Below are 26,633 nucleotides of genomic sequence, written 5' to 3'. Positions count from 1 at the left end.
CTAAATTGACTTGTGTGCCAATATAGGAAATATTCCCAACAAATCGCCATATGCGCGAAGAAATAAGAACAAATGTTCTATATGCGGCGAGTGAAAGAAGGTTTGTTCTGAATTGGAAGGGAAATTGGAATGTCGGTGCGAATAGACGACACGGATCGGAAAATTCTAGCCGAGCTGCAACGGGATGCCAGCCAGTCGCTTGACGAAATCGCAGCCCGTGTAGGGAGCTCCAAGACGCCGGTTTGGAATCGCATTCGCAAGCTGAAGGGGGCAGGAGTCATTGGCCAGCAGACCGTATTGCTGGATGCCGAAGCGTTGGGCTTTGAGGCCACATTCTTTGTGCTGATCCGTACGTCGGAACATGAAGCGGAGTGGCAGCAGAAGTTCCTGAAAGCGTTGCGCGATCGTCCGGAGGTTCAGGAAGCGCACCGTTTGGCTGGAGACATCGATTACATTCTGAAAGTGCGCGTCAAGAACGCGCGTGCGTATGATGCGTTTTATCAGGCGTTGATTTCAGAGGTACGGGTGCACAACGTCACAGCCTTGCTTTCGATGGAAGAGATCAAATCGACCACAATGCTGCCATTGAAGTCTGTCGGATAGTTTGAAGCGTGAATGGGGGCGCCGCCCCCGCCGCCCGAAGGCGACTCCCCCAAGATATTTATGGCCAGATGAAGAACGGATCCGGGTTTCTTGACAGGATGTTAAGTCAGACCGCTACCATGAGTTTGGTCAGCCCGTGGAAATGGTAGCTGTCCGAATATTGCGGCTCTGCCGTCAGCTCTAGCTTTGGGCATTGCTGGAACAGGATGGGCAGGGCGATCCGCATCTCAAGCCGGGCCAGCGGAGCGCCCACACAGAAGTGAAGGCCACCACCAAAGCTAGTATTAGCGCTTACATCTCGCATCGGGTCGAACGTATCGGGTTGGGACCAAGCAGTAGGGTCGCGATTGGCTGCGCCCAGAAGCAAGGCAACTTCGTCACCACGCGCAAAGCGGTGACCGAAGAGTTCAATGTCTTCATAGGCATAGCGTCTGAACATGTGCAGTGGTGGATCGAAACGCAGGATTTCCTCGACTGCGCCGTCGATGGTGCCGGGCGTCAGGACATACTGCTGTGTACCCGTCGTCAACATAGTCTTCACGCCATTGCCGATGGCGTGCACGGTGGCTTCGTGACCGGCGTTCAGCAACAAAATGCAGGTCGTGATCAGTTCGTCGCGCGAGAGTTTTTCACCATCTTCCTCTGCCGCGATCAACCGGGTGATCAGATCGTCACGCGGGTCAGTGCGGCGTTTTTTGATGTATTCTTCGAGATAGGTGGTAAAGGCTTGTGTGGCACGGACGGCTTCGTCCTCGGTCTGGCGCGTCCGGTTTGCCTGATACATGGCCACCATGGCGTGCGACCACTGCAATAGTTGCGGTGCCATGTCTTCCGGCACACCAAGCAGACGGCAGATCGTGATCACGGGGACCTGGGTGCAATAGGCCTCCAGCAGATCGAAGGGGCCAGCGGGGAACTGCTTGATCAAATCGTGGCACAACTGTTCAGTGGACCCCTCAAGCGCCGTGATCGCGCGAGAGGTAAACGCCCGCAGTACCAGAGAACGCAATCGAGTATGACGCGGGGGTTCAAGCTCTAACATCGAATGGGATTCGACTTCTAGCCAGGGTGCAAGATGCTCTGGGCCGGGTTTTGCAAGTTCCGCCGGGATTTCACGCCCGAAGCGCCGATCGCGCAGCAGAATTTGCACCGCTTTGTGCGAGACAGCCGCGACAAGGCCGTAGTCTTTCCAGTAGAACAGATCGCCCGACTGACGTGCACTGTCATAAAAGGGGTATGGGTTTTGCACGAATGCCGGGTCGGTCGGGGATTGGGTCAGCGTCTTCATGCGGTGCAGACTTGCCATGGCGGCTGCTGAATGCAAGACCCTAGATATGCAACGTTTTTGGATCATAGCCGGTTTCTTATGCGCGGTCGGATTGCTGTCAGCGGCGGTCTGGACTTATGGCTATCGTCAGGCCCTGTCGCAACTGAGCGAGAAGGCCGAGGCCGATTTAGAACTGGCCGCCGACCGTCTGAGCACTCAAATGCAGGTCTATCAGGAAGTGGCCGCCTTGATGGCGGACCATCCTGCTTTGCAGGAGCTAGAAACATCAGAACAGCAACGGGCCGCCCGAAAGGTGCTGCTGGATGTGGCAGACAAAACCGCTGCCGTTAACGTTATGTACCTGAATCCGGAGGGTCAGGTTCTGGTCGCGGCCCAACCGGTGACGCAGCGCGATATGTCCGCACATCCGGCCTTCGAGCGCGCCATGCAGGGGGCCCTGGGCAGCGCACATGGGGTCGAAGACGCAAGCAGTAACCGCATTTATTCATACGCGGCCCCATCATTCGGGGATTTGGGCCAAATAGAAGGCGCGTTGATGGTTCTGGCCGATGTGCAGGATGTGGAACAAACATGGCGCGGCAGTACCGATGCGGTGTTTTTCGTTGATACGGATGGGGTTGTCTTTATCTCGAACCGATCGGATCTGCTACTATGGCGCCGCGGGCAAGGGCAGCAAGGGCTGATGTCACCAGAAGGTGAGAATGTCGATTTCGCCTCAACCCGGATTGCGGGATATGAAGTGTGGAAGCTCAATTGGGGTCGCTATCTGCCCCGTCGCGCCCTGCATCTGACGCTCGATCTTCCGGTGATTGCGATGACCGCAGAGATGCTGGTTGATGTCGCCCCGGCGCGCCGGTTGGCGGGGTTGCAGGCGGCGGCGGTTGCGGCGATCTGTTTCGCCTTTGGTGCTTTGTTGTTTCTGGCCTCGGAACGCCGTCGGACACTTGCAGAGGCAAATACCGTGCTGGAAAGCCGGGTCGCGCAACGTACGCGCGCCTTGACGGCGGCTAATAGCGCTTTGCGCCACGAAGTTGCCGAGCGGCAGGAGGCGGAGGCCGCGCTCAAACAAGCGCAGGCCGATTTGGTTCAGGCTGGTAAGTTGAGCGCTTTGGGCAAGATGTCGGCTGGCATCAGTCATGAATTGAACCAGCCCTTGATGGCGATTCAGCAGTTCGCCGACAACGGGTCCGCCTTTCTTGAGCGCGGCAAGGGCCAGAGAGCTGGCGAAAATCTGGGCCGCATTTCCGATATGGCCGCACGCATGGCGCGGATCATCAAGAACCTGCGGGCTTTTGCGAGAAATGAAAGCGAACCAATGGGGCGCGTTGATCTGGTTCAGGTTCTGAACACTGCCACAGAATTGACCGAGGCGCGCCTGCGCGATGAGAACGTCGCGTTGGAGTGGGTGCCGCCAAAGACTGCGGTCTATGCTTGGGGTGGAGAGGTGCGACTGGTACAGGTGTTTGTCAACCTAATCAATAATGCAGCGGATGCGATGGTCGATCGACCGACGCGCAGAATATTGGTCACTCTGTCAGGGGGAAAGCCTATTCGCGTGTCGGTGCGGGATACCGGACCCGGCATCGAGGACCCCGACCGCGTGTTTGAGCCGTTCTACACCACAAAAACGGTTGGGACGTCCGAAGGGATGGGTCTGGGGCTGTCGATATCCTACGGTCTGGTTCAGAGCTTCGGGGGGGATATTCGCGGTGCCAACACGGACGAGGGTGCTGAATTCACGGTTGAACTGGAACCCTTTGAAGAAGATGAGGCAGCATGATCCGCAAAGTGCTTTTGGTCGATGATGATGCCGCCGTACGTGAGGCCTTGGCGCAAACCCTCGAATTGGCCGAGTATGAACCGGTCACCGCGGGATCTTTCGTGGCCGCAAAGGATCATATTCATCGTGACTTCGGCGGTGTGATCATCTCGGATATTCGCATGCCGGGGCGGGATGGGTTTCATCTGCTCGCATACGCGCGCGAGGTTGATCCTGAGCTTCCGGTGGTATTGCTGACAGGTGAAGGCGATATCCCGATGGCGGTACAGGCCATGGGGCAGGGAGCATTTGATTTTCTGGAAAAGCCCTGTGCAGCAGCGGACTTATTGGCGGTACTCGAGCGAGCCTTCGCAGCGCGCGCAGAAATTCTGCAGGAACGCGAGCAACGGCGCGAACTTGAGCGTGGCGATCCCGCAGCACGCATGCTGTTTGGGTTGTCAGATCAAGCCGAGGCCTTGCGTGAGCGAGTGCGGAGCGTAGCGCCAACACGGGCCGAGGTACTGGTTACCGGGCCAGCGGGTAGCGGAGTTTCAAAGGTCGCTGAAGTTGTCCATCTGATGTCTCCGGTTGGACAGGGGCCATTTGTCAAACGCCCTGCCTCAGGCCTGAACCCGGATGATTTGTTGCGTGTCTGTAAGGATGCGGCAGGCGGATCGCTGTATCTGGATGAGATCTCGGCGATGTCGGATGCCACGCAATACGCCGCGCTGGAACTGATCGAACAAGGGACGGAAGCCAGAATCATCGCAGGGGCAACGGCCGATTTGTCGGACCTTACTGCACAGGGAAGGTTCAATGCCGATCTGTTCTATAGGTTGGATGTCATGCGGGTGCGAATCCCGGCCCTGTCAGAACGGCCCGAGGATATCCCCGTCATCTTTCGCCGCTATGTGGCGCAGGCCGCTGAGCAGGCCGGGATTGCGGAACCTGAAGTGACACCCGAGCATCTGGCCTCGCTGATGGCGCAGGATTGGCCGGGCAATGCCCGATCGTTGATGTCGGCGGCAATGCGGTTTGTGTTGGGGATGCCGGATGAGGTTGCACAGGCCGCTGATCTGGGGTTGAGCGAGCAATTGGCGCGCGTTGAGAGGTCTTTGCTGATTGCAGCCCTTGGGCGCCACAATGGCAAGGCTGCGGATGCCGCCAAGGCACTGAAGCTGCCGCGCAAAACTTTTTATGACAAGCTGACCCGCTACCACATTAGGCCAGAAGACTATCGTCGTTAGCAAAACACTTCCGCTAGGGCGAACTGCGGTTGCGCTGTGGCTTAAGCGAGCGATTCGCTCGCATCGATTCGGATATTGTGCGGAAATTCGCACAAGGTGCTGACTGCCTGTGCGAAAAATCGCACAGCGTAGTTCTGCCGAAACACCAGATTTATAACGGACATCATTTAACCGTAAGAAATTATTTGGAAAAAACAGATCTCAGCAACATCTAAACAAAATGTTGAGAGTGAGGAGCCGATTCGGTTCACTCCGCAACATACGGCGCTGATTGGGCGCTCGATGGAAGTTTTAGGGAAGTCTGGGAGGATAAGACTGATGAAATTCCTGACAACGGCAGCAACCGCAATCGCACTGTCCGTGACAGCGACCGCTGGTGTAGCAGCTTGCGATGATGGCGAGATCGTCGTGAAGTTTGCGCATGTGACCAATACGGACAAACACCCCAAGGGCATCGCCGCTTCGCTGCTTGAGCAGCGCGTCAATGACGAGATGAACGGCGTGATGTGCATGGAGGTTTATCCGAACTCCACTCTTTACAACGATGACAAGGTTCTTGAAGCGATGCTGCAGGGCGACGTGCAGTTGGCCGCGCCTTCGCTGTCGAAGTTTGAGAAGTTTACAAAGCAATTCCGCCTGTTCGATCTGCCGTTCATGTTCAAGAACATCGATGCTGTGGATGCGTTCCAAGCCTCGGCTGATGGTCAGGCGATGAAAGACAGCATGCAGCGCCGCGGCCTGCAGGGGCTGGCATTCTGGCACAATGGCATGAAGCAGATGTCTGCGAACAAGCCGTTGGAAGATCCTTCGGATGCGAACGGCCTGAAGTTCCGCGTTCAGTCTTCGGACGTATTGGTTGCCCAGATGGAAGCAATTGGTGGCAGCCCTCAGAAGATGGCGTTCTCAGAAGTGTACGGTGCTCTGCAACAGGGCGTTGTTGACGGGCAGGAAAACACCTGGTCGAACATCTACGGCAAGAAGTTCTTCGAGGTGCAGGACGGCATCACAGAAACGAACCACGGTATCATCGATTATCTGGTTGTAACCTCAGTTGACTGGCTGGACAGCCTGGAGCCTGAAGTTCGCGATCAATTCCTGACGATTCTCGCCGAAGTGACCGAGACCCGTAACAAGGAGGCCTTTTCCGTAAACGAAGCTGCCAAGGCTTCGATCACTGACGCAGGGGGCATCATCCGGGAACTGAACCCCGAGCAGCGCCAGGCCTGGGTCGATGCGATGAAGCCAGTCTGGGACAAATTTGCCGGTGACGTTGGTCAGGACAAGATTGACGCCGCACAGGCGATCAACGCCGGGTTCTGATCCCGGTTCAAGCCACGCGTCCGGGGACTGGGGAGTTATGGACGCATTGGCTGGGCGGGCCTTAGTGGCCCGCCACACTCCCACCACTCTCATCAAAAAAATGCGGGGACAGAGAGATGTCTGGTGCGAAACCCGGCCAAGGCGGGCTGGTCGACCATATCGAAGAAACCATGATTGCGTGCCTGTTGGGTCTGATGACAATTGTCACCTTCGCCAATGTGATCGCGCGGTTTGTATTCAATTCTAACATTCTTTGGGCGCTGGAACTGACAGTATTCACCTTCGGTTGGTTGGTGCTGCTGGGTGCGTCTTATGCAGTGAAAAAGCATGCACATCTGGGTGTTGATGCGATCCTGAACATGCTGGCCCCCGCGCCACGCCGGGTTTTGGCGCTGATAGCCGTGGCTTGCTGTCTGGTGTTTTCTCTGCTCCTGCTCAAGGGTTCGTATGACTACTGGGCAGTGTTTGCCGATCTGCCGCCCACCTCGGGTCGCTGGTTTCCGACCGGCTTTGACATGAGTGCGCGCAGCCAGAGCTTCTATGAAGTTGATGATATCCCGATGGTCGCGCCGCTGCGGTTTCTGGAAGATATGATCAACTATGGCGAATATTACGAGAAACTGCCCAAGGTCGTTCCGTATTTCGTTCTGCCTCTTTCGATGTTGCTGCTGGTGATCCGTTTTGCACAGGTCGCAGTACAGATTTTGCGCGGTGAAACTGATCGCCTTGTAGCTAGCCACGAGGTTGAGGACGAGATCGAAGAAGTCCGCGCCCAGCAGGGGGAGCATGACTGATGGACGTCGTACTACTTTTCTCGATGGTCATTGGCCTATTGTTGATCGGCGTTCCGATCGCGGTGGCACTTGGTCTCAGCTCGACCCTCTTCCTGCTGATCTATTCCGACAGCTCATTGGCTTCGGTCGCGGGCACGCTGTTTGAGGCATTTGAGGGGCATTTCACCCTCTTGGCTATCCCGTTTTTCATTCTCGCGTCATCTTTCATGACCACAGGTGGAGTGGCGCGGCGGATCATCCGGTTCTCGATCGCTTGTGTGGGGCACTTGCCCGGAGGTCTGGCAATTGCTGGCGTCTTCGCTTGTATGTTGTTTGCGGCCTTGTCCGGTTCGTCTCCGGCGACAGTTGTGGCCATCGGATCGATCGTCATCGCTGGCATGCGTCAGGTGGGCTATTCCAAGGAATTCGCCGCCGGTGTGATCTGTAACGCAGGGACACTGGGCATTCTGATTCCGCCATCAATCGTGATGGTGGTCTATGCGGCAGCCGTGGAGGTTTCGGTCGGGCGGATGTTCCTTGCGGGCGTTATTCCGGGTTTGATGGCCGGTCTGATGCTAATGATCACCATTTACGTCATGGCCAAGGTCAAGAACCTTCCCAAAGGCGATTGGAAAGGTTGGGGCGAAGTCTTCACGTCAGCACGCGAGGCCGGTTGGGGTCTGTTCCTGATCGTCATCATCCTCGGCGGTATCTACGGAGGTATCTTTACCCCGACCGAGGCCGCGGCTGTTGCTGCCGTCTATGCGTTCCTGATCGCAAGTTTTGTCTACAAGGATATGGGTCCGCTCAGCACTGAAGGGGATGCGCAGAACATCTCGCTGCTCAAGAAACCCTATGCGTTGATCACGGCCTTTGTGCACCCCGACACCAAGCATACGCTGTTCGAGGCCGGCAAGCTGACTGTCACGCTGCTGTTCGTGATCGCCAACGCGCTGATCCTGAAACATGTGCTGACGGATGAGCAGGTGCCCCAGCATATAGCAAGCGCTATGCTATCGGCGGGTCTGGGGCCAGTGACTTTCCTGATTGTAGTCAACGTGATCCTGCTGATCGGTGGCCAGTTCATGGAGCCCTCAGGTCTGCTGGTCATTGTGGCCCCCCTGGTGTTCCCGATTGCCATCGAGCTGGGCATCGATCCGATCCATCTGGGCATCATCATGGTGGTGAACATGGAGATCGGGATGATCACGCCTCCGGTCGGGTTGAACTTGTTCGTAACCTCTGGCGTGGCGGGTATGCCGATGATGAGTGTTGTGAGGGCAGCGTTGCCGTTCTTGGCCGTGCTGTTCGTCTTCCTCATCATGGTTACGTATATCCCGTGGATTTCGACATTCCTGCCCAACACATTCATGGGGCCTGAGATCATAACCAACTAGATCGGTTAAACCGAGCATATGAACCGGGCGGTGTAATCCGCCCGGTTTTTTTGTCTTGAAACTGATGCCCAAACGCATATCTGAGGGTCAGAGGACGACCTCACCATCATGGACGATTATTCGGGACGACCCGATCTCGGAAAGTGAGGTGTTCTTATGCCCTGGATATTACTATTGTTTGCTGGCCTCCTCGAAATCGTCTGGGCCGTCGCGATGAAGCAGACCGCTGGTTTCACGCGGCTGTGGCCGACGGCGATCATGGGTGTTGCGATGATCGGGTCATTTGGCCTGCTTGCAATGGCCATGCGGGATCTGCCGCTTGGCACCGCCTATACGATCTGGACCGGGATCGGCGCAGTAGGGGCGTTCACTGTTGGCATCCTGTTCCTGGGTGAAGCGCTGACGCCCATGCGGATCGGCGCTGCGATTCTAATCGTGACGGGTTTGGTCATCATGAAACTGGCCTAAGCGTTGACCGCCGTAGTGGTGTCGGGCAGCTTTGCGAAACAACTCCGAACAAAGGACACCTGCATATGCTGACCGACACCGATGCACGCTTGCTGCGCGTTGCCTATGATGAGGCGAAAGCTGGATTTGACGAAGGAGGCTGCCCAATCGGTTCAGTGCTTGCGCGGGGTGGTGAGGTCGTCGCGCACGGGCGTAATCAGCGTGTCCAACTGGGCGACCCGATTGCCCATGGGGAAATGGATGCGCTGCGCAAGGCAGGGCGGCAGAAGACCTATCGCGATACTGTGCTCTATACCTCGCTGTCGCCTTGCATGATGTGTTCTGGCACGATCGTACAGTTCGGTATCCCGCGTGTTGTGATCGGAGACACCGTGAATTTTGGCGGCAATGAGGACTTCCTGCGCGATCGCGGTGTCGAGGTCATCATCGCAGATGACCCGGACTGCATTGCATTGATGAAGCGTTTTATCGAAGAGAAGCCCGCGCTTTGGGCCGAAGATATTGCCGAATGAGGTTGGCGATCAGGCGCTTTCAAGCGCCTGAATGATGCCCGAGAAATCAGTTGCTTTCAGACTGGCGCCACCCACCAACGCTCCGTCAACATTTGAAACGCCAAAAATCTCGGCAGCATTACCGGGTTTGACCGATCCGCCATACAGCAGGCGGACTGACCGGCCGACACCTTCGCCAAATCGGCGTTCCAGACGTGCGCGTATGAAATCGTGCACTTCTCCGATCTCTTCCAAAGTTGGAACCTTACCGGTGCCGATGGCCCAGATCGGCTCATATGCGACAATCAGGTTCTCGCCTGTCGCTTGATCCGGGATCGAACCCGACATCTGTCCACCGATGATATCCAGAGTATTTGCTGCTTCGCGCTGTTCAAGGCTTTCACCAACGCAGATGATCGTCTTCAGGCCTGCATCCATGGCGGTGCGGGCTTTGGCACGGATGTCTTCGTTCTGCTCAGCATGATCTTCACGGCGCTCGGAATGGCCAAGGATCACTGCGCTCGCCCCTGCATCCAACAGCATCTCGGCACTCAGATCCCCGGTATGCGCACCCGAGAGCGCCGCGTGGCAGTCTTGGCCACCAACGGTAATGCCCGAACCTTCAACCGTATTTGCCGCGCGATGAAGCAAAGTAGCTGGTGGGCATATCAGGATTTCTACCGCAGAAGATGGGTGCGAGGCTTTCAACGCTTCTAACTCGCTCAGCGCAACGCCAGTTCCGTTCATTTTCCAGTTGCCTGCCGCCAACTTACGCCGCATCGCGATCCCTCCGGTTTTCTGCTTTGAACCCTCGGATATCACCCGCAGGCGGGGCTGACAATTCCGGTTGCATAGCGCTACGTGTCGGGACACATTGCGCGCGTTGTTGCGGAGGATGGCATGATAGACGATCTCGATCTCGCCAAATTGGATCTGCGTGATCCAGATGAGATGGAAAAGCTGAGACATGCTGTTCGCCAGATCGGATTTCTAACAATCTCCAATTCCGGCCTCGATGCCGCCCGTGTGCAGCTGGTGATTGACGCGTATCGCGATTTTTTTCGTCAACCCGATGAGATCAAGCAGAGCGTCGATATGGCAGCTACGGGTGCCAACCGCGGTTGGGGTGCGCCGCGTTCCGAACAGGTGGATCTCAGGGCGAACCCGGATTTCAAAGAAGTCTTTGATAGCGGTTTTGAACTGCCAGCCGATGATCCCTATGCGGGGCGTGGATTAGGTGTGTATGCCCCAAATCTCTGGCCAGACGGGGCCGACGCGTTTCGGAGAACGATCCAGAGTTACTATTCAGACGCCTGCTCAGTTGCCATTCGCGTTTTGCGCGCGATTGCGATTGCCATCGGTAGGGATGCAAACAGTTTTGATGCGGCCTTTGATACGCCAATGGCGCTGCTGCGCGGTAACTTCTATCCGCAACGCCCTGATTGGGCAGGAGAAAAGGACTTTGGTATCGGCGCGCATACGGATTATGGCTGCCTGACTTTGCTGGCCACGGACGGCACACCGGGTCTGGAAGTTCGTATGCCTGATGGCGATTGGCAAGCTGTAAACGCCACACCGGGACAATTCATAATCAATTTCGGCGAGATGCTGGAGTTTTGGACCGCAGGAGAAGTCAAAGCGACCGAGCATAGGGTCAAAGGCAGCGTGAACGAGAGGATCTCGGTTCCGTTGTTCTTCAATCCTTCTTACGACACAAATGTTGCGCCGCCGGGTTCATACGCCACGATCCGCGCCGGAGAGCATCTGACGCGGCGATTTAATGAGACCTACGTCCACCTAAAAGCTGCGAGTTAGCGTTGTTCAGCCAAGGTTTCGTCGAACTTGATCGATTCTCCGCATCCGCATGCATCGACTACATTCGGGTTTCGGAACTTGAACCCGGCCTCAAGCAGTGAAACCTCGTAGTCGATCTCGGTTCCGAACAGGAACATCTGTGCCATGGGGGCGATCATTACACGCGCGCCATCCTGCTCGACCACTTCGTCGTTCGGGTCGGCATCATCGACGTAGTCCATGGTGTATTCCATCCCCGCACAGCCGCCTTTCTTGACGCCGATGCGCAATCCGGTGTGACCGCCGGATTTCATAAGCCGAACAATCTGTTCAGCAGCTTTAGGTGTCATGGTCACGGCTTGTTTGCCGGGAATGCCAAACATGGTGGGCTCCGTTATCGCGCGTTATCTCTAATCTAAGGCCGACACGCGCCGGGCTCAAGAGAGAGCCTGTTCAAATACACACTCCGCGCAGGGTTGTCACGATGGTGCGCAAAGCTTTAGCGTACCTGAAGTAAAGGACAGGCATTCCAGAGAGGTTTGGATCGATGAGAGCGCAGAACTGGGCAGGAGCAGCCATTTTCACATCTATGTTGCTGGCGTCCGCGTCTGCGGCATTTGCGATAGATGACACAAAACGGCACCCGGTCAACTGTGCGACCGCGCCCGGTGATCTGCGCGCAATCGCAGCTGAAAAGAAACATGCCGAGGACCAGCAGGCTGAAAGCGTGTTCTCGATCCTCCCTGCCGGTGCCTTGCTGGGTCTCGTCACAGGAACCGAGAGCAAGCACCTGAAGATGCTGTCAGGCGACTATATAAAAGAGCTGGACGCGCGCGCTGCTGAAATCAAATCGACCTGTAACATAGAATAATCAAACAAAAAGGGCCGCTCTCGGGCAAGAGCGGCCCGGAATGGGCCCATTGAATGGGGGATGGCTATGGTCAGAGGCCCATGCAATTCACGAAGTATGTCAATTTAGCGGGGCAATCGGATAAGACGCCCGCGACTCAACATCCTGCGCCAGCACGTCCAGCAGATCGAAAAAAGCATGCTTAATCACTGGGTCAGTACCTGAGGTCCTTGTGACCCAGCATTGTGACAACATGAAAACGGTTAAGTAACACGCAGTACACCGTTTTGTAACATCGCCATGTTTTTTGTGAGTAAATCGGGAGTTACATGAAACCCAGCTCAAGCCGGGCTTCATCTGACATCATTTCCATGCCCCAAGGTGGCTCCCAAGTCAGTTCGACGTCGACCTCTTTGACGCCAGCAACGGGTTCGATTGCTTCCACGATCCAACCGGGCATTTCGCCTGCGACAGGACAACCTGGCGCAGTGAGGGTCATGATCACCTTGACCGCGTTTTCTCCGGTGATGTCGATCGTATAGATCAGACCGAGATCGTATATATTGACCGGTATTTCTGGGTCAAACACCGTCCGGCAAGCTTCGACCACGGGTTCGTAGAGCGGGTGATCGATGGTCGATGGAGCGATCAGAGGGCTGCCTTCGAACTGTTCACTGGGGTGGGTCATTGATGCCTCGGGTCTGTTACCTGAGAAATTATATAGGGAAAGTGCCGGGCAGCGTCCAGAGGTGCCGTGGCGCCTGATTTGGGCGCCACGACAGATCAGTCGTTGATGTCGTGTTTAAAGGTTTTGACCTGACCGTGCGGCAGGGCAAACATACGGCGCAGAACCAGCCATGCGACCAGTGACAGAACAGCAAATATCAACAGCAGAACGGGCAGGGATGGCGTGAGGCCAGGGATCAGCAAAACCACTCCGGTAATGGCTGCACCGATGGCAAAACCCAGGAAAATGAAGCCGGGCAGCGCGACCTCAAGGATGCCCAGAGCAAGCGCTCCGGCCAACCAAATCCACCAAGTCAGCCAGAAAGGATCGGCCATCATTTTCCTCCTTTAAGCATGTTAAAGGCATTGCCGAAGGCTTCAAGGGCGTTTGCAGGTACAACGATGGTCTGCGAGCCGGTGCCGTTGCCCAGGGCGTTCAGCGATTCCACCTGTTTCAACGCAACCTGATACTGTGCCGCTTCCAGCCCGTTGTCCTGAATGGCCTTTGCCACGACCTGAGTCGCATAAGCTTCGGCCTCAGCCGAGATTCGGCGGGCCTTGGCGGTCTGCTCTGCCGCATAAAGTTCGGCATCTGCCTGCAGCTCAACGGCACGCTTTTGGCCCTCGGCCTCGGTCACCTGCGCACGGCGGGCACGTTCGGCGTTCAATTGCTGCAACATCGCGTCACGAGTGGCCTGATCGAGGTTCACGTCCAGAATCTCGGCGCGGGTTACTTCGATCCCCCAATCGTCAACGGCGGTTTCGACACTTTCCTGAATACGTTCAATCAGTTGCGCCCGGTTCGATTGCACTTCATCCAGGTCCATCTTACCGATCTCGGCGCGGACGATACCGGCTACAGTCGTTGCAATCGCACCGTCGACATCGCGGATGCGATAGACCGTCTTTTCCGGCTCGAGAATGCGGTAGAACACCGAGGTATCGATCTGCACCAGAACGTTGTCCTTGGTAATTGCGTCTTGCGTTGCGTTTGGCAACTGACGCTCAAGGATGGATATCTTGTGGCGGGCAACATCTAGAAAAGGAACGATAAAATTGATCCCGGGCCCAAGCACCGAATGCAGGCGGCCAAACCGTTCAACAACGTATTTCTCGGATTGAGGCACGATCTTGATGCCCTTGAAGATGACAATGGCAATAAGCGCCGCTGCCAGCAGGTAGATAATGTTCGAAGTAATCAGTCCGATAATCTGGTCTTCTATCATACTGTCCTCATTTATTGTGTACTATGGTATACATATGGGGATTGAGTCGCTCAATTTCAACTCTGGTATGGATTGTGCTGGCCGGAATGCAAATCGGTGAAAACGTTCATACCGGCCAGAAATTCCCTTTTGTGGCAGCTTTGCATCCCGCTGGTGTTTGCGTTATCGGACGAGGATGAAACTGATTATCGATACAGACCCCGGCATCGACGACGCAATGGCCATTGCCTATGCCGCCGCTGCGTCCGAAATTGACCTTGTTGGTCTGACCACCGTGTTCGGCAACACCCATGTGCATCAATCCAGCCGCAATGCGCGGTTTCTGGTGGACAAACTAGGGCTGGGCATTCCCGTGGCCCAAGGCGCGCCATTCGCTTTGGGAGAGACCACGCATTCACCTTCGGAACATGTGCATGGCCCCGAAGGTTTTGGTGACCTGACCAAGATTGATGAGATAGGCGAAAACCACGCCCTGTCTGCCGCCGAGTTTCTGGTCGACATGGCGCGCACCCATCGCGGTGAACTGGTTGTATGTGCGGTTGGGCCATTGACCAATATCGCTGATGCCATGCGATTGGACCCCGAGTTTGCGGACAATCTTGGCAAGCTCGTTATCATGGGTGGTGCTGTATTCTGCCCGGGCAACATCACCGAACATGCCGAGGCGAATATCTATCACGATGCCAAAGCTGCAGACGAAGTCTTTGCCGCGCCGCCGCCTACGATTCTGGTGGGATTGGATGTGACTCTGAAAACGCTCTACGAGACCGCAGATTTTGAGGCGCTCGCTGAACGTTCCCCTGACATGGGTGGTTTTCTGCGTGATATCTCGCGCTTCTATTTAAAGTTCTACAAAGAGATCGGTGGGCTTGAAGGGTGCGGACTGCATGACTCGACTGCCGTTATCGCCTGCACCCATGAACCGATGTTCGAAATGGTCGAAACGGGTTTGCAGGTGGCGTTGGACGGGGCTGAGATCGGTGCGACTCGTCCTGACCCTGCACGGCCACCAGTGCGAGTGTGCCGGGATGTCGATGGGGCAGGGGTGGTGCGCCTGTTTACGGACCGTGTAGCCTCGCTGCCCTGACGGGTTGCAATGCCCTTGCAGATCGGGCAAAGCCTGCCCGGTTCAGCGATCCAAGGCGTTACCATGACCCAGCGATTTTCTTTCGACCTGAAATCCACCGATGGCAAGGCCCGCACAGGCGTGATCAACACGCCGCGCGGTGAGGTGCGGACGCCGGCGTTCATGCCTGTGGGCACAGCCGCGACCGTCAAGGCGATGATGCCGGAAAGTGTGCGCGCCACGGGTGCCGATATTCTGTTGGGCAACACCTATCATCTGATGCTGCGCCCAACGGCCGAGCGGATCGATCGTTTGGGAGGCCTGCACAAGTTCATGAACTGGGACCGGCCCATCCTGACGGATTCTGGCGGATTTCAGGTGATGTCGCTGGCCGGTCTGCGCAAACTGACCGAGAAGGGCGTGACCTTTAAATCTCACGTCGATGGCTCGAAGCACGAATTGACGCCGGAACGGTCGATGGAAATCCAGCGGCTTTTGGGCTCGGACATCGTCATGTGCTTTGATGAATGCCCTGCGCTGCCCGCCGATCGCGACCGTATCGCCGAGTCCATGCGCCTTTCGATGCGGTGGGCCGCGCGGTCGCGCGAAGCGTTTGGAGACCGCCCCGGACATGCCCTGTTTGGGATCATGCAGGGCGGGCTGGAACAAGATCTTCGGGAAGAAAGTGCCGAGGCACTTAAGCAGGTCGGTTTTGAAGGCTACGCCGTCGGCGGCCTTGCCGTGGGTGAGGGGCAGGAGGCCATGTTCAGCTGCCTTGACTATGCGCCTGACTTCTTGCCCCAGGATAAACCGCGTTATCTGATGGGCGTAGGCAAGCCTGATGATATCGTAGGTGCCGTTGCACGCGGGATAGATATGATGGATTGCGTTCTACCTTCGCGGTCGGGTCGCACCGGGCAGGTGTTCACGCGTTACGGTGTGGTCAATATCAAGAACGCCCGCCATGCTGACGACCCACGCCCGCTGGATGAGAACTGCACATGCCCCGCGTGTTCAAGTTATTCTCGCGCCTACTTGCATCACGTGTTCCGCTCGAATGAGATGATCTCGGGCATGCTGCTGACTTGGCACAATCTGCATTACTTTCAGGAAATCATGCAGGGAATGCGGGGCGCGATTTCACAGGGCACATTCGCAGAGTGGCAATCGCAATTCCACTCGCTTCGGGAGCAAGGCGATATTGAACCGCTGTAGATTGTGGCCATTGCGGTGACAAACGTGGTATTTTTTGCTATACTGTTCGCGCATTATTTACCATTTTCATTTGTTTTGTTCAGGAGGATTCAATGCCTCGCTTTATTGTTTCTATCGCAATCGTTCTTTGCGCATCGACATCTCTTGCGGATGTCTGGACCTTCGAAACCCCGTCCGAGAATATTCAGTGTGTCGTCGGGCAGGGGGCGAGTGTTTCGGACCTGTCTTGCACTATAATTGAGCGGAGTGGTGCGCCTGCGTTCCCGCGCCCGGCGGATTGTCAGTCGGACTGGGGACATGATTTTTTCATGACCAATACGGGCGCCGTCCGCATGCTGTGCCAACCAGTCAGCCATAACCGGGATGGATTTGACCGTGCAGACTACGGCGTAACCGGAGAGTTTGGCGGGTTCGTTTGCCATTCCTCGAAAAAGGGCTTGGAATGTAGAAACGAAGTCGGTCATGGCTTCTTTTTGTCCCGAGCTAAGCAGAGGGTGTTCTGATCCACGCTGGATGATTTGTTGCCCGTTTTAATGCTGGGTTCGCTAAAATCGGTGGATATGTCTGTCGGATGCCTTGAAGTCCCCAAATCATCCGGTCATGCTGCATCACGACAAACGACGATGAGGTTGAAATGGGGGAACAGGTGCCCCACCTTTATCGTCCAAGACAGGAGATGGCCAAAGGTTGCCTGAATCAGGGACCAGCGCCGTCTTGCCAATGATAAGGATAGAGCATGCAAGAGCCTCTGAATTCCTCATACCCCGTCCTGCCGCTGCGCGATATCGTGGTCTTCCCACATATGATCGTGCCGCTGTTCGTGGGCCGTGACAAATCGGTCCGCGCCCTGGAAGAGGTGATGCAGGATGACAAGCAAATTCTGTTGTCCAGCCAGATTGATCCTGGTGAGGATGATCCGGAAATCGACGGTATCTACCGCTCGGGCGTTCTGGCCAACGTGCTGCAACTGCTGAAACTGCCCGATGGCACCGTGAAGGTGCTTGTCGAGGGGCAGGCGCGGGTGCAGATCACAGAATTCCTTGAAAACGATCAGTTTTTCGAAGCGCGCGCCGAGTATCTGACCGAGATTCCGGGCGATGTCACCACGACCGAAGCGCTGTTGCGCACCGTCGCGGACGAGTTTGAGCGCTATGCAAAAGTGCGCAAGAACATCCCCGAAGAAGCGCTGGCTGCTGTTGGTGAAACCACCGAGCCTGCAAAGTTGGCCGACCTTGTGTCAGGTCATCTGGGCATCGAGGTTGAACAGAAACAGGAACTGCTTGAGACGCTCTCGGTGAGCGAGCGGCTTGAGAAAGTCTATGGTCTGATGCAGGGCGAAATGTCGGTTCTGCAGGTCGAGAAAAAGATCAAGACCCGCGTCAAATCCCAGATGGAGAAGACGCAGCGCGAATACTATCTGAATGAGCAGATGAAAGCCATTCAGAAGGAGCTTGGCGATGGTGAGGACGGCAGCAACGAAGTTGCCGAACTGGAAGCCAAGATCAACGAGACCAAGCTGTCGAAAGAGGCGCGCGAAAAGGCCGAGGGTGAGCTGAAAAAGCTCAAGAACATGTCGCCCATGTCGGCTGAAGCGACCGTTGTGCGCAACTATCTGGACTGGATCCTGTCACTGCCGTGGGGCACCAAATCCCGCGTCAAAAAGGATCTGGGTCGCGCGCAGGACATTCTGGATGCCGATCACTATGGACTTGAGAAGGTCAAAGAGCGGATCGTCGAATATCTGGCGGTTCAACAGCGCTCGAAAAAACTGAAAGGCCCGATCCTGTGCCTTGTTGGCCCTCCGGGTGTGGGTAAAACCTCGCTGGGTAAATCGGTCGCAAAAGCCACGGGGCGCGAATTCATTCGCATCTCGCTGGGTGGTGTGCGCGACGAATCTGAGATTCGTGGCCACCGTCGGACTTATATCGGGTCGATGCCCGGCAAGATCATTCAGGCGCTGAAGAAGGCGAAAACCACAAACCCTCTCATCCTGCTCGATGAAATCGACAAGATGGGGCAGGACTTCCGTGGCGATCCAGCCTCGGCGATGCTGGAGGTGTTGGACCCGGAACAAAACAACACGTTCATGGATCATTATCTTGAGGTCGAATATGACCTGTCCAACGTGATGTTCCTGACCACGTCTAACAGCTACAACATGCCTGGGCCTCTGCTAGACCGGATGGAGATCATCCCGCTGGCCGGTTACACCGAAGAGGAAAAGAGCGAGATCGCCAAGCAACACCTGATCGACAAACAGGTCAAAAACCATGGTCTGAAAGCCAAGGAGTTTGAGCTGACCGATGAGGCGCTGCAATCGATCATCCGCACCTATACCCGCGAGGCGGGTGTGCGGAACCTCGAACGCGAAATCGCCAAAGTGGCGCGGAAATCGTTGACCAAGATCATCAAGAAAGAGGCGGAGACCGTAAAGGTGACGCCCGACAATCTGGATGATTTTCTTGGAGTGCCCAAGTTCCGTTATGGCTTGGCTGAACAGGACGATCAGGTTGGTGTAGTCACTGGCTTGGCCTGGACTTCGGTCGGTGGTGATCTGCTGCATATCGAGGCTCTGAAACTGCCCGGCAAAGGGCGGATGAAGACCACTGGTAAGCTGGGCGATGTGATGAAGGAATCGATCGACGCGGCGTCGTCTTACGTCCGATCAATTTCGCCTCAGATCGGGGTTAAACCGCCGCAGTTCGACAAAATCGATATCCACGTGCACGTGCCCGATGGTGCGACGCCAAAGGATGGTCCGTCTGCGGGCTTGGCTATGGTGACCTCGATTGTTTCGGTCCTGACCGGTATTCCTGTGCGCAAGGACATCGCCATGACCGGCGAGGTTTCGCTGCGCGGCAACGCGATGCCGATTGGCGGGCTGAAAGAAAAACTGCTGGCTGCCCTGCGTGGCGGGATCAAGACTGTCCTCATTCCCGAAGAGAATGAGAAGGATCTGGCGGATATCCCCGACAACGTGAAAGAAGGGCTGGAGATCATCGCGGTCAAACACGTCTCGGAGGTACTGGAGCAAGCGTTGATACGTAAGCCCGAGTCAATTGAGTGGGATGAGGCCGCTGAAGAGGCCGCTGCCGCTGCCGCCAAGGCGGCCGAAGGGGCAGGACCGTCGGCAACAGCCCACTAAGCCTGAAACAGATTAATTAGAAAGGCGGGGTCATTCCCCGCCTTTTTTTGTTCAAAGTCCAATGACAGGTTTGGCCGGGTCCAGCACCTCTTCGTTTTCGATGTAAGCCTGGAATTTTTTGTCTGACAGCGCCGAGCGTACGGCGAGCGCAAAAATCACCGCTGAAAATGCCGCACACAGCACAATGTCCCAACCAAACGGGATCTGCTTTTGCGCGCCTTCTCCAAACTGACCCATGTAAGAAATCAGCCCCAAACCACAGAAATAGGGCATCAGCCAAAGCGCCTCGGTTGCGTCCATTTCATCGAGCCGATTGTGAAAGCGGATCAGCAGCAGCGCCATGCCGATGAGCAGTGCAATTCCCAGCCTCCAGACCGTGTCCCATCCGCTCCAGTAGACGATCAGGGTTGAGATCGCGAAGGCCGTGAGCCCGACAAGTTTGACGGCGGGAATACGGATTGAGCGCGGGCGGTCAGGCATCAGATCGCGTAAGCACACCACGGCGATTGGGCCGACCGCGAACGAAAGCACAATGGCGGCCCCGTTCAGGGCGATTACGGTTGCGAACGGGACCGTCAGTAAAAACAGAGTGCCAATCAGAAAGTTGAGAGCCAAGGCCCAAAGCGGTACTCCGAACGATGACAAGATCTGCAAACGTTTCGGCAGGAACCCGTTTTGCGACAGGGCCAGAGCGATACGAGCGTTCGATCCTGTTGCAACCAACCCATTGCCAAACGGGCCGATGACTGACCCGACGTTCAGCAAGCTGAGGAACCACAATATTCCGACAGACATTATGACGCCATCCAAGGGACCTTGTCCGCCAAAGTTGAGGCTTGCCCAACCATTGCGGATCATCGCGGGATCAAGCGCGCCGATAAAGGCCACCTGTAATCCAAGGTAGATCAAGGCACATAATACAATGGATAGAACCAGAGCGGCCGGGATGTCGAATTTTGGGTTTCGAACTTCTCCTGCCATATCAACAACATGTCGGAAACCTATAAAGGAAAAGATCACCCCACCGGTTGATACTGCGGCCATGATGCCTTTCAGGCCGTAGGGGGCGAAACCGTCAGGGGCGGAGAAATTCTGCACGTCAAAGCGGGTCGCGATCAACAACACGGACAATACTATCGGAATGGCAATCTTGGCCCAGGTCAGCGTTGCATTTACCTGTGCAAAAAATTTTACGCCCAGTGCGTTCACAGCGACGAACAGCAACATGAACAGCAAGGCGACCGAAACACCAGCGCCGGTCAGTTCGCCGGTATCCGCGGCGTGGAGCCATGACGCGTAGGGCGCGAGGTATTTAAGCATGGCTTCAACTTCGATCGGAGCGGTGGTGTTGTAGCCAATCCAGGCCGTCCATCCCATCGCCATCGACACGATGTTGCCGTGTGAGAACTGAGGGACGCGTGCGATTCCGCCTGGGATAGGTAACATCGCTGAAATCTCGGCGAAGGTTATTGCCAGTATGAACATCGCAACGGCGCCAATAATCCAAGAAAGAACCGCGGCGGGGCCTGCGTGTTGCACGGCGAGTAGGGGGCCGAAAAGCCAGCCTGACCCAATGATTCCTCCAACCGAAATGAAGGTCAGGCCGACCAGGCCAATTTCCCGCTTCAGTTTCGCCATGTTATTTCTCGCCCAAAGAGGGGTGCCTTATTGGTGGCTATGACATCAGGATAAGCAGGCCACGGGAAACATGGCAAGTGCCACATATCATGCAGAAAATTCGCGAAAACGAGGTCTGCCCGATTCATCTTCTAAATCCTGCTGGGCGTGTTCTTCGAAACGCGATCGCCGGCAATAGGTATTTGAAGTGGAATCGACTCGGTACATGAGGCACGCTGGTCGTCTGTGCCAAGGTAGGAGAACCCAGGATGCCTCTGTACAATGATATGTTCGAGCTTTCGGTCGAAGATATGGATATAATCGAAGAGGCCATGCGTCATGCCATAGCGTCCAGATCGAATGTCCCTGTTGACGAGAGGGTAGAAGAACGGGAAACCCGTGAAGACTTTGTGCGCAAGGCACACGACCTTCTGGGGCGTCTGCATGACCAAAAGGTTTTTTATCGTCCTAAATCCGGCGTGTATGTCGGAGGATGACAGCATTGTGCTCGCAGCGTTGAACCAAATGGCTCCAAAACGCTTCAACTATGCCGCATAAGCATTTGAATAATATGGTGGGTGATAAGAGATTTGAACTCCTGACATCTTCGATGTGAACGAAGCGCTCTACCACTGAGCTAATCACCCATAGCGGCGTTTGATACAGCGGCTTGTGTTTCTCCGCAAGTTCAAAGCGTTCAAATTGCAGCGCGTCAGACGGAATCCGGTTTTCACCCAATGACCGCCAAGTCGGATAGATCGGAAAAAATCAGGTTCGAGCAAAAAACTTGAAAACGCCGCTTGACGATGCCGGGGTGTAGCCATAATACACCCCAACGTTCAGAGATGAACGGGCAGTGGGCGGTTGTAGCTCAGTTGGTTAGAGTACCGGCCTGTCACGCCGGGGGTCGCGGGTTCGAGCCCCGTCAACCGCGCCATCGCTGCCAGCCTTTGATCCGGGCAAACGGATCGCACATAGACCCTAAATGCGCGGTTGTAGCTCAGTTGGTTAGAGTACCGGCCTGTCACGCCGGGGGTCGCGGGTTCGAGCCCCGTCAACCGCGCCATTTTCCTTCGATTTAGAAAGTCATACGCCCTTGTGGGCGTTTTTTGTGCCGACATCTTACTGATCTTATGGTTTATTGCCTGCAAAACATCAGGGGCAAGCAGTGACCAGTCTAAATCGAGTTATCATGGCACGGCGCAGCCGGCAGTGGGTCCGCGGCCTGAAGCCGGAAACACTTGATGTCATTGAGATTTCTGGTTCGTGGGGTAAGCAATTTGGATTTTGCAGCTATGAACAGATTTGGCACAAGCAACATGATATCTGCACCGGACCCGTTCTGGACAAGCAGCAGCAGGTGCGAAAGGTCGATCTGGTTTTGGCCAATCAGGTGTGGGAGCACTTGGATCGCCCGGTTGAAGCCACGCTGAACGTGCTAGAGATGCTAAGGCCCGGAGGGTATTTCTGGCTGGCCGTCCCGTTCTTCATTCCGTTTCACGCCGCTCCGCATGACTGTTCGCGCTGGTCTGCGCGCGGATTGAAAAACCTGCTCACTGAGTGTGGGTTCGACCCGGATCTCATCCGGGCCGAACAGTGGGGCAATCGGCATGCCGCTTTGCGCAATCTCGAACTTGAATGGCCTCCTGTTTATGACCCTGAGACAGACAATTTGGAGAACGATCCCGATTTTCCAATCTGCGCATGGGCTCTGGCTAAGAAAACCAGTGCTTAAGCCGAGTGTCGAAAAATCGCCTGTTCTTACTTTGTTCTAATTTTTTGGTTGGAGACTCAGCCGCTCTCGCCTATCTCTGAGTGACGTTGGTTGTTGGGGGCCTGAATGGCTGAGCTGAAGAATATCGAGGTGCGCGGTGCGCGCGAGCATAACCTCAAGAGCATTGATGTCGACATCCCACGGGATCAGCTGGTGGTGATCACTGGCCTGTCGGGCTCGGGTAAGTCTTCTTTGGCATTTGATACGATCTATGCCGAAGGGCAGCGCCGCTATGTCGAAAGCCTGTCGGCCTATGCGCGCCAGTTCCTCGATATGATGGAGAAGCCCGATGTGGATCACATTAGCGGACTAAGCCCCGCGATTTCGATCGAGCAGAAAACGACCTCAAAAAACCCGCGTTCGACCGTGGGCACCGTAACCGAGATCTACGACTATCTGCGCTTGCTCTTTGCCCGTGCTGGTACGCCTTACAGCCCGGCCACAGGATTGCCGATTGAGGCACAGCAGGTGCAGGACATGGTCGACCGGATCATGACGATGGAGGAGGGCACGCGCGGCTATCTGCTGGCCCCCATCGTTCGTGATCGGAAAGGTGAATATCGGAAAGAGTTCCTTGAGCTGCGCAAGCAGGGTTTTCAACGCGTCAAGGTAGATGGTGAGTTCTATGAATTGGATGAGCCTCCGACACTGGACAAGAAGTTCCGCCACGATATCGACGTCGTCGTTGATCGTCTGGTGGTACGAGAGGGCATGGAAACACGCCTGGCCGACAGCCTAAGGACCGCACTGGATCTGGCGGACGGGATCGCAATCCTCGAAACCGCACCGAAAGAGGGCGACCCCGAACGCATCACATTCAGTGAGAATTTTGCCTGCCCGGTCAGTGGGTTCACCATCCCCGAGATCGAGCCGCGCCTGTTCTCATTCAACGCGCCCTTTGGGGCTTGCCCCGATTGCGACGGGCTTGGGGTCGAACTGTTCTTTGATGAACGTCTGGTCGTGCCGGACCAGACATTGAAACTCTATGACGGGGCGCTTGCGCCCTGGCGGAAGGGTAAATCACCGTATTTTCTGCAAACGATCGAAGCTATCGCGCGACATTACGAGTTTGACAAGAACACTCCCTGGAAGGACTTGCCCAAGAAAGTCCAGCAGGTGTTTCTGCGCGGGTCTGGTGATGAAGAGATCCAGTTCCGTTATGATGAAGGTGGCCGCGTCTATCAGGTTACCCGAAGCTTTGAAGGCGTCATCCCCAACATGGAGCGCCGCTATCGCGAGACTGACAGCGCCTGGATTCGCGAAGAATTCGAGCGCTATCAAAACAACCGACCCTGTGGCACATGCAAAGGCTACCGTCTGCGTGCTGAGGCGCTGGCCGTCAAGATCGCGGGTTTGCACGTCGGGCAGGTCGTCGAAATGTCGATCCGCGAGGCGCTGGCCTGGGTTGAGGATGCCCCAAATCATCTGAGCGCACAAAAGAACGAGATCGCGCGCGCAATTCTCAAGGAAATTCGCGAGCGGTTGGGTTTTTTGAATAATGTTGGATTAGAATATCTTACGATGTCTCGTTCAAGTGGCACCCTGTCCGGAGGTGAAAGTCAGCGTATCCGTCTGGCGAGCCAGATCGGCTCGGGCCTGACCGGGGTATTGTATGTGCTCGACGAGCCATCGATTGGTCTGCACCAACGCGACAATGATCGTTTGCTGGGAACGCTTAAGAATTTGCGTGACCAGGGCAACACGGTCATCGTCGTTGAGCATGACGAAGAGGCCATTCGCGAGGCGGATTATGTGTTTGATATCGGTCCCGGTGCAGGAGTGCATGGCGGACAGGTGGTCAGCCACGGTACGCCCGAGCATATCGCCGGCGATGCGGCCTCGATCACCGGTCAATATCTTTCGGGCACACGCGAGATCCCGGTGCCAGTTGAGCGGCGAAAGGGAAAGAAGCAGAAAGTGACCGTTGTTAAGGCGACGGGAAACAACCTCAAGAACGTGACGGCCGAATTTCCGCTCGGAAAATTTGTTTGTGTGACCGGTGTGTCTGGCGGTGGAAAATCGACGCTGACGATTGAGACTTTGTTCAAAACCGCCTCGATGCGGTTGAACGGCGCTCGCCAGACACCGGCGCCCTGTGAAACGATCAAAGGGCTTGAGCATCTGGACAAGGTGATCGACATAGACCAGCGACCCATTGGCCGGACTCCACGTTCAAATCCAGCGACTTACACCGGGGCTTTCACCCCGATCCGAGACTGGTTTGCCGGGTTGCCAGAAGCCAAAGCGCGTGGATACAAGCCCGGGCGGTTCAGCTTTAACGTCAAAGGCGGCCGGTGCGAAGCGTGTCAGGGTGATGGCGTCATCAAGATCGAGATGCACTTTCTGCCTGATGTTTATGTCACCTGCGAAACCTGCAAAGGCGCGCGATATAACCGTGAGACGCTTGAGATCAAGTTCAAGGGTAAGTCCATCGCGGATGTACTTGATATGACAGTGGAAGATGCGCAGGAGTTTTTTAAAGCGGTGCCATCGATCCGTGACAAGATGGATGCCTTGGCTCGCGTTGGGCTCGGCTACATCAAAGTTGGTCAACAGGCGACCACGCTCTCCGGTGGTGAGGCGCAGCGTGTAAAGCTCTCTAAAGAACTGAGCAAGCGATCAACGGGTCGAACGCTGTATATTCTGGACGAACCCACAACGGGTCTGCATTTCGAGGACGTACGTAAACTGTTGGAAGTCCTGCACGAACTGGTCGACCAAGGAAATACTGTTGTTGTCATCGAACATAATCTCGATGTCGTAAAAACCGCCGACTGGATAATCGACATTGGCCCGGAAGGTGGCGATGGCGGAGGTCAGATTGTGGCTGAGGGTACGCCCGAAGACGTCGCTGAATGTGAGCGTAGCCACACTGGGCGTTATTTGAAGCCAATGCTGGATGGGCAAGCCGTAGCTGCCGAATAGGAACAGAGCGAGAGAAGAAAATGCTGCGAATTTTCTTCTCTGGTGCTTCGTAGAGCGCTGCGTTCTGAGGTTGTTCAGTCTCTGGACCGCTTCTCAAAACGTGGCAGCATGGCGCTGAAATCGCGCCCCAAGCCATCTTCGTGTTCGACAAACGATTCATAGAGCTTTGTCGCAACCTGTCCCATGGGCGTATCGGCATTCGCACTTTCGGCGGCCTGTTGGCTGAGGCGTAGATCTTTCAACATCAGCTCGGCGGCGAAACCAGGGGTATAGTCATTGTCGGATGGGCTTTGGGGTCCAACGCCTGGGGCAGGGCAATAGGCGTTCATTGTCCAGCTGTACCCTGAGGACGTGCTGACGACATCGAACATCTTTTGTCGATCCAATCCCAATTTATCAGCAAGCGCAAATGCCTCGCAGGTCGCGATCATCGTCACGCCGAGAATCATGTTGTTGCAGATTTTGGCGGCCTGACCCGCGCCAGCTTCACCGCAGTGAACCGCTTTTTGCCCCATGATTTCAAATAACGGAGCCGCCTTGGCAAAAGCTGCGTCAGATCCACCGGCCATAAAGGTCAAAGTGCCTGCAGCGGCCCCACCAATCCCGCCGGATACAGGTGCATCGACTGATAGCAGACCAGCCTGAGCAGCTTGCTGCGCCACCGCGCGGGCGCTGTCGACATCGACCGTAGAGCAGTCAATCAGAACCGCACCGTCTTGCATTGCCGGGACGACTTCATTGGCCACAGTGCGCAGAATCTGCCCGTTGGGAAGCATGGTGATGACGGCGTCGGCTTCCGCAGCTGCAGCGGCGCCAGAGGACGCCATGGAAACGCCTTCGATGGCGACATCAACTTGATCAAAGCCGATGACGTCATGGCCCGCGCGCGCCAGATTGGCCGCCATCGGGCCGCCCATGTTGCCAAGCCCTATGAATGCGATTTTCATCC

General features: G+C 55.8%; 25 protein-coding genes and 3 tRNA genes. 19 read left to right on the top strand and 9 right to left on the bottom strand.

Annotated features, from left to right (window positions below):
- Nucleotides 1–129 precede the first annotated feature (129 nt).
- Nucleotides 130–603 carry an Lrp/AsnC family transcriptional regulator gene (locus ACR0L9_RS08090; RefSeq protein ID WP_010439761.1) on the top strand — a complete coding sequence of 158 codons (474 nt, stop codon included), beginning with the start codon at nucleotides 130–132 and terminating at the stop codon, nucleotides 601–603.
- 106 nt (nucleotides 604–709) lie between these two features.
- Here the strand turns inward: ACR0L9_RS08090 and ACR0L9_RS08085 are convergent, their stop codons facing one another.
- Nucleotides 710–1,891, bottom strand: a complete 1,182-nt coding sequence (locus tag ACR0L9_RS08085) for a cytochrome P450 (RefSeq protein WP_480895376.1) — start codon at nucleotides 1,889–1,891, stop codon at nucleotides 710–712.
- A 46-nt stretch (nucleotides 1,892–1,937) separates the two neighbouring features.
- Between ACR0L9_RS08085 and ACR0L9_RS08080 the strand changes: the two genes are divergently transcribed.
- The 7 genes from ACR0L9_RS08080 (at nucleotide 1,938) to ACR0L9_RS08050 (ending at nucleotide 9,367) form a co-directional block, all read left to right on the top strand.
- Nucleotides 1,938–3,671, top strand: a complete 1,734-nt coding sequence (locus ACR0L9_RS08080; protein WP_480895375.1) for a sensor histidine kinase — start codon at nucleotides 1,938–1,940, stop codon at nucleotides 3,669–3,671.
- Nucleotides 3,668–4,897: a sigma-54-dependent transcriptional regulator gene (locus ACR0L9_RS08075; protein ID WP_170393221.1), complete on the top strand. Its 1,230-nt coding sequence runs from the start codon at nucleotides 3,668–3,670 to the stop codon at nucleotides 4,895–4,897. Before ACR0L9_RS08080 ends, ACR0L9_RS08075 begins: the two co-directional genes overlap by 4 nt.
- A gap of 318 nt (nucleotides 4,898–5,215) precedes the next feature.
- Nucleotides 5,216–6,217, top strand: a complete 1,002-nt coding sequence (locus tag ACR0L9_RS08070; protein WP_480438504.1) for a DctP family TRAP transporter solute-binding subunit — start codon at nucleotides 5,216–5,218, stop codon at nucleotides 6,215–6,217.
- 116 nt (nucleotides 6,218–6,333) lie between these two features.
- Nucleotides 6,334–7,011, top strand: coding sequence for a TRAP transporter small permease (locus tag ACR0L9_RS08065; protein WP_480895374.1), 678 nt, complete (start codon nucleotides 6,334–6,336; stop codon nucleotides 7,009–7,011).
- Nucleotides 7,011–8,387 (top strand): TRAP transporter large permease, encoded by a 1,377-nt coding sequence (locus ACR0L9_RS08060; RefSeq protein WP_480590540.1) that lies wholly within the window; start codon nucleotides 7,011–7,013, stop codon nucleotides 8,385–8,387. The genes ACR0L9_RS08065 and ACR0L9_RS08060 overlap by 1 nt, the downstream gene beginning before the upstream one ends.
- 156 nt (nucleotides 8,388–8,543) lie before the next feature.
- A complete protein-coding gene (locus ACR0L9_RS08055; protein ID WP_170510169.1) occupies nucleotides 8,544–8,855 on the top strand; it encodes a DMT family transporter in 312 nt (103 codons plus the stop codon).
- A gap of 65 nt (nucleotides 8,856–8,920) precedes the next feature.
- Entirely contained in the window at nucleotides 8,921–9,367 is a 447-nt protein-coding gene (locus ACR0L9_RS08050; protein ID WP_480895373.1) for a nucleoside deaminase, read from the top strand.
- Nucleotides 9,368–9,376: 9 nt separating this feature from the next.
- Here ACR0L9_RS08050 and tpiA read toward each other — a convergent pair whose 3' ends face one another.
- Nucleotides 9,377–10,126, bottom strand: a complete 750-nt coding sequence (gene tpiA / locus ACR0L9_RS08045; protein ID WP_480736331.1) for a triose-phosphate isomerase — start codon at nucleotides 10,124–10,126, stop codon at nucleotides 9,377–9,379.
- A 120-nt stretch (nucleotides 10,127–10,246) separates the two neighbouring features.
- Between tpiA and ACR0L9_RS08040 the strand changes: the two genes are divergently transcribed.
- Complete coding sequence (locus ACR0L9_RS08040) at nucleotides 10,247–11,161, top strand: isopenicillin N synthase family dioxygenase (RefSeq protein ID WP_480895372.1); 915 nt, start codon at nucleotides 10,247–10,249, stop codon at nucleotides 11,159–11,161.
- On the opposite strand, the gene ACR0L9_RS08035 is transcribed toward ACR0L9_RS08040, so the two are convergent.
- Nucleotides 11,158–11,523, bottom strand: coding sequence for a HesB/IscA family protein (locus tag ACR0L9_RS08035; RefSeq protein ID WP_170465407.1), 366 nt, complete (start codon nucleotides 11,521–11,523; stop codon nucleotides 11,158–11,160). The genes ACR0L9_RS08040 and ACR0L9_RS08035 overlap by 4 nt on opposite strands.
- Nucleotides 11,524–11,687: 164 nt before the next feature.
- Between ACR0L9_RS08035 and ACR0L9_RS08030 the strand changes: the two genes are divergently transcribed.
- A complete protein-coding gene (locus ACR0L9_RS08030) occupies nucleotides 11,688–12,011 on the top strand; it encodes a hypothetical protein (protein ID WP_170405485.1) in 324 nt (107 codons plus the stop codon).
- 304 nt (nucleotides 12,012–12,315) lie between these two features.
- Here ACR0L9_RS08030 and ACR0L9_RS08025 read toward each other — a convergent pair whose 3' ends face one another.
- The 3 genes from ACR0L9_RS08025 to ACR0L9_RS08015 form a co-directional block, all read right to left on the bottom strand.
- Nucleotides 12,316–12,678: an SUF system Fe-S cluster assembly protein gene (locus tag ACR0L9_RS08025; RefSeq protein ID WP_170393211.1), complete on the bottom strand. Its 363-nt coding sequence runs from the start codon at nucleotides 12,676–12,678 to the stop codon at nucleotides 12,316–12,318.
- Nucleotides 12,679–12,773: 95 nt separating this feature from the next.
- Nucleotides 12,774–13,052, bottom strand: a complete 279-nt coding sequence (locus tag ACR0L9_RS08020) for an NfeD family protein (protein ID WP_170405488.1) — start codon at nucleotides 13,050–13,052, stop codon at nucleotides 12,774–12,776.
- Nucleotides 13,052–13,942 (bottom strand): SPFH domain-containing protein, encoded by an 891-nt coding sequence (locus ACR0L9_RS08015; protein WP_170393209.1) that lies wholly within the window; start codon nucleotides 13,940–13,942, stop codon nucleotides 13,052–13,054. Before ACR0L9_RS08015 ends, ACR0L9_RS08020 begins: the two co-directional genes overlap by 1 nt.
- A gap of 175 nt (nucleotides 13,943–14,117) precedes the next feature.
- On the opposite strand from ACR0L9_RS08015, the gene ACR0L9_RS08010 reads away from it, so the two are divergent.
- From ACR0L9_RS08010 to lon, 4 genes are all read left to right on the top strand, one after another.
- The gene (locus tag ACR0L9_RS08010; protein WP_480895371.1) at nucleotides 14,118–15,029 is read left to right on the top strand and encodes a nucleoside hydrolase; all 912 of its coding nucleotides are present in this window, start codon (nucleotides 14,118–14,120) and stop codon (nucleotides 15,027–15,029) included.
- A gap of 63 nt (nucleotides 15,030–15,092) precedes the next feature.
- Nucleotides 15,093–16,223, top strand: a complete 1,131-nt coding sequence (gene tgt, locus ACR0L9_RS08005; RefSeq protein WP_480895413.1) for a tRNA guanosine(34) transglycosylase Tgt — start codon at nucleotides 15,093–15,095, stop codon at nucleotides 16,221–16,223.
- A gap of 92 nt (nucleotides 16,224–16,315) precedes the next feature.
- Nucleotides 16,316–16,726 (top strand): DUF6636 domain-containing protein, encoded by a 411-nt coding sequence (locus tag ACR0L9_RS08000; protein WP_170405494.1) that lies wholly within the window; start codon nucleotides 16,316–16,318, stop codon nucleotides 16,724–16,726.
- A 233-nt stretch (nucleotides 16,727–16,959) separates the two neighbouring features.
- Nucleotides 16,960–19,368 carry an endopeptidase La gene (lon, locus tag ACR0L9_RS07995; protein WP_170393206.1) on the top strand — a complete coding sequence of 803 codons (2,409 nt, stop codon included), beginning with the start codon at nucleotides 16,960–16,962 and terminating at the stop codon, nucleotides 19,366–19,368.
- 51 nt (nucleotides 19,369–19,419) lie between these two features.
- Here the strand turns inward: lon and ACR0L9_RS07990 are convergent, their stop codons facing one another.
- Nucleotides 19,420–21,006 carry an APC family permease gene (locus ACR0L9_RS07990; protein ID WP_170635659.1) on the bottom strand — a complete coding sequence of 529 codons (1,587 nt, stop codon included), beginning with the start codon at nucleotides 21,004–21,006 and terminating at the stop codon, nucleotides 19,420–19,422.
- 248 nt (nucleotides 21,007–21,254) lie between these two features.
- Here ACR0L9_RS07990 and ACR0L9_RS07985 point away from each other — a divergent pair, with 248 nt between their 5' ends.
- Nucleotides 21,255–21,482, top strand: coding sequence for a hypothetical protein (locus tag ACR0L9_RS07985; protein WP_170405503.1), 228 nt, complete (start codon nucleotides 21,255–21,257; stop codon nucleotides 21,480–21,482).
- 75 nt (nucleotides 21,483–21,557) lie between these two features.
- Here the strand turns inward: ACR0L9_RS07985 and ACR0L9_RS07980 are convergent.
- Nucleotides 21,558–21,632: transfer RNA gene (locus ACR0L9_RS07980), tRNA-Val, on the bottom strand.
- Nucleotides 21,633–21,845: 213 nt separating this feature from the next.
- On the opposite strand from ACR0L9_RS07980, the gene ACR0L9_RS07975 reads away from it, so the two are divergent.
- The 4 genes from ACR0L9_RS07975 (at nucleotide 21,846) to uvrA (ending at nucleotide 25,684) form a co-directional block, all read left to right on the top strand.
- Nucleotides 21,846–21,922 (top strand) — tRNA-Asp (locus ACR0L9_RS07975).
- 52 nt (nucleotides 21,923–21,974) lie between these two features.
- Nucleotides 21,975–22,051 (top strand) — tRNA-Asp (locus ACR0L9_RS07970).
- Between the two features lie 126 nt (nucleotides 22,052–22,177).
- Nucleotides 22,178–22,720, top strand: coding sequence for a methyltransferase domain-containing protein (locus ACR0L9_RS07965; protein ID WP_170510563.1), 543 nt, complete (start codon nucleotides 22,178–22,180; stop codon nucleotides 22,718–22,720).
- A gap of 105 nt (nucleotides 22,721–22,825) precedes the next feature.
- Nucleotides 22,826–25,684 (top strand): excinuclease ABC subunit UvrA, encoded by a 2,859-nt coding sequence (uvrA, locus tag ACR0L9_RS07960; RefSeq protein WP_223118103.1) that lies wholly within the window; start codon nucleotides 22,826–22,828, stop codon nucleotides 25,682–25,684.
- Between the two features lie 74 nt (nucleotides 25,685–25,758).
- Here uvrA and mmsB read toward each other — a convergent pair whose 3' ends face one another.
- Nucleotides 25,759–26,631 (bottom strand): 3-hydroxyisobutyrate dehydrogenase, encoded by an 873-nt coding sequence (mmsB, locus tag ACR0L9_RS07955; protein WP_480895370.1) that lies wholly within the window; start codon nucleotides 26,629–26,631, stop codon nucleotides 25,759–25,761.
- Between the last annotated feature and the right edge of the window lie 2 nt (nucleotides 26,632–26,633).

The sequence above is a fragment of the Ruegeria sp. I3 genome (genome assembly GCF_056532525.1).
This window is presented reverse-complemented; position numbering and strand designations above follow the sequence as displayed.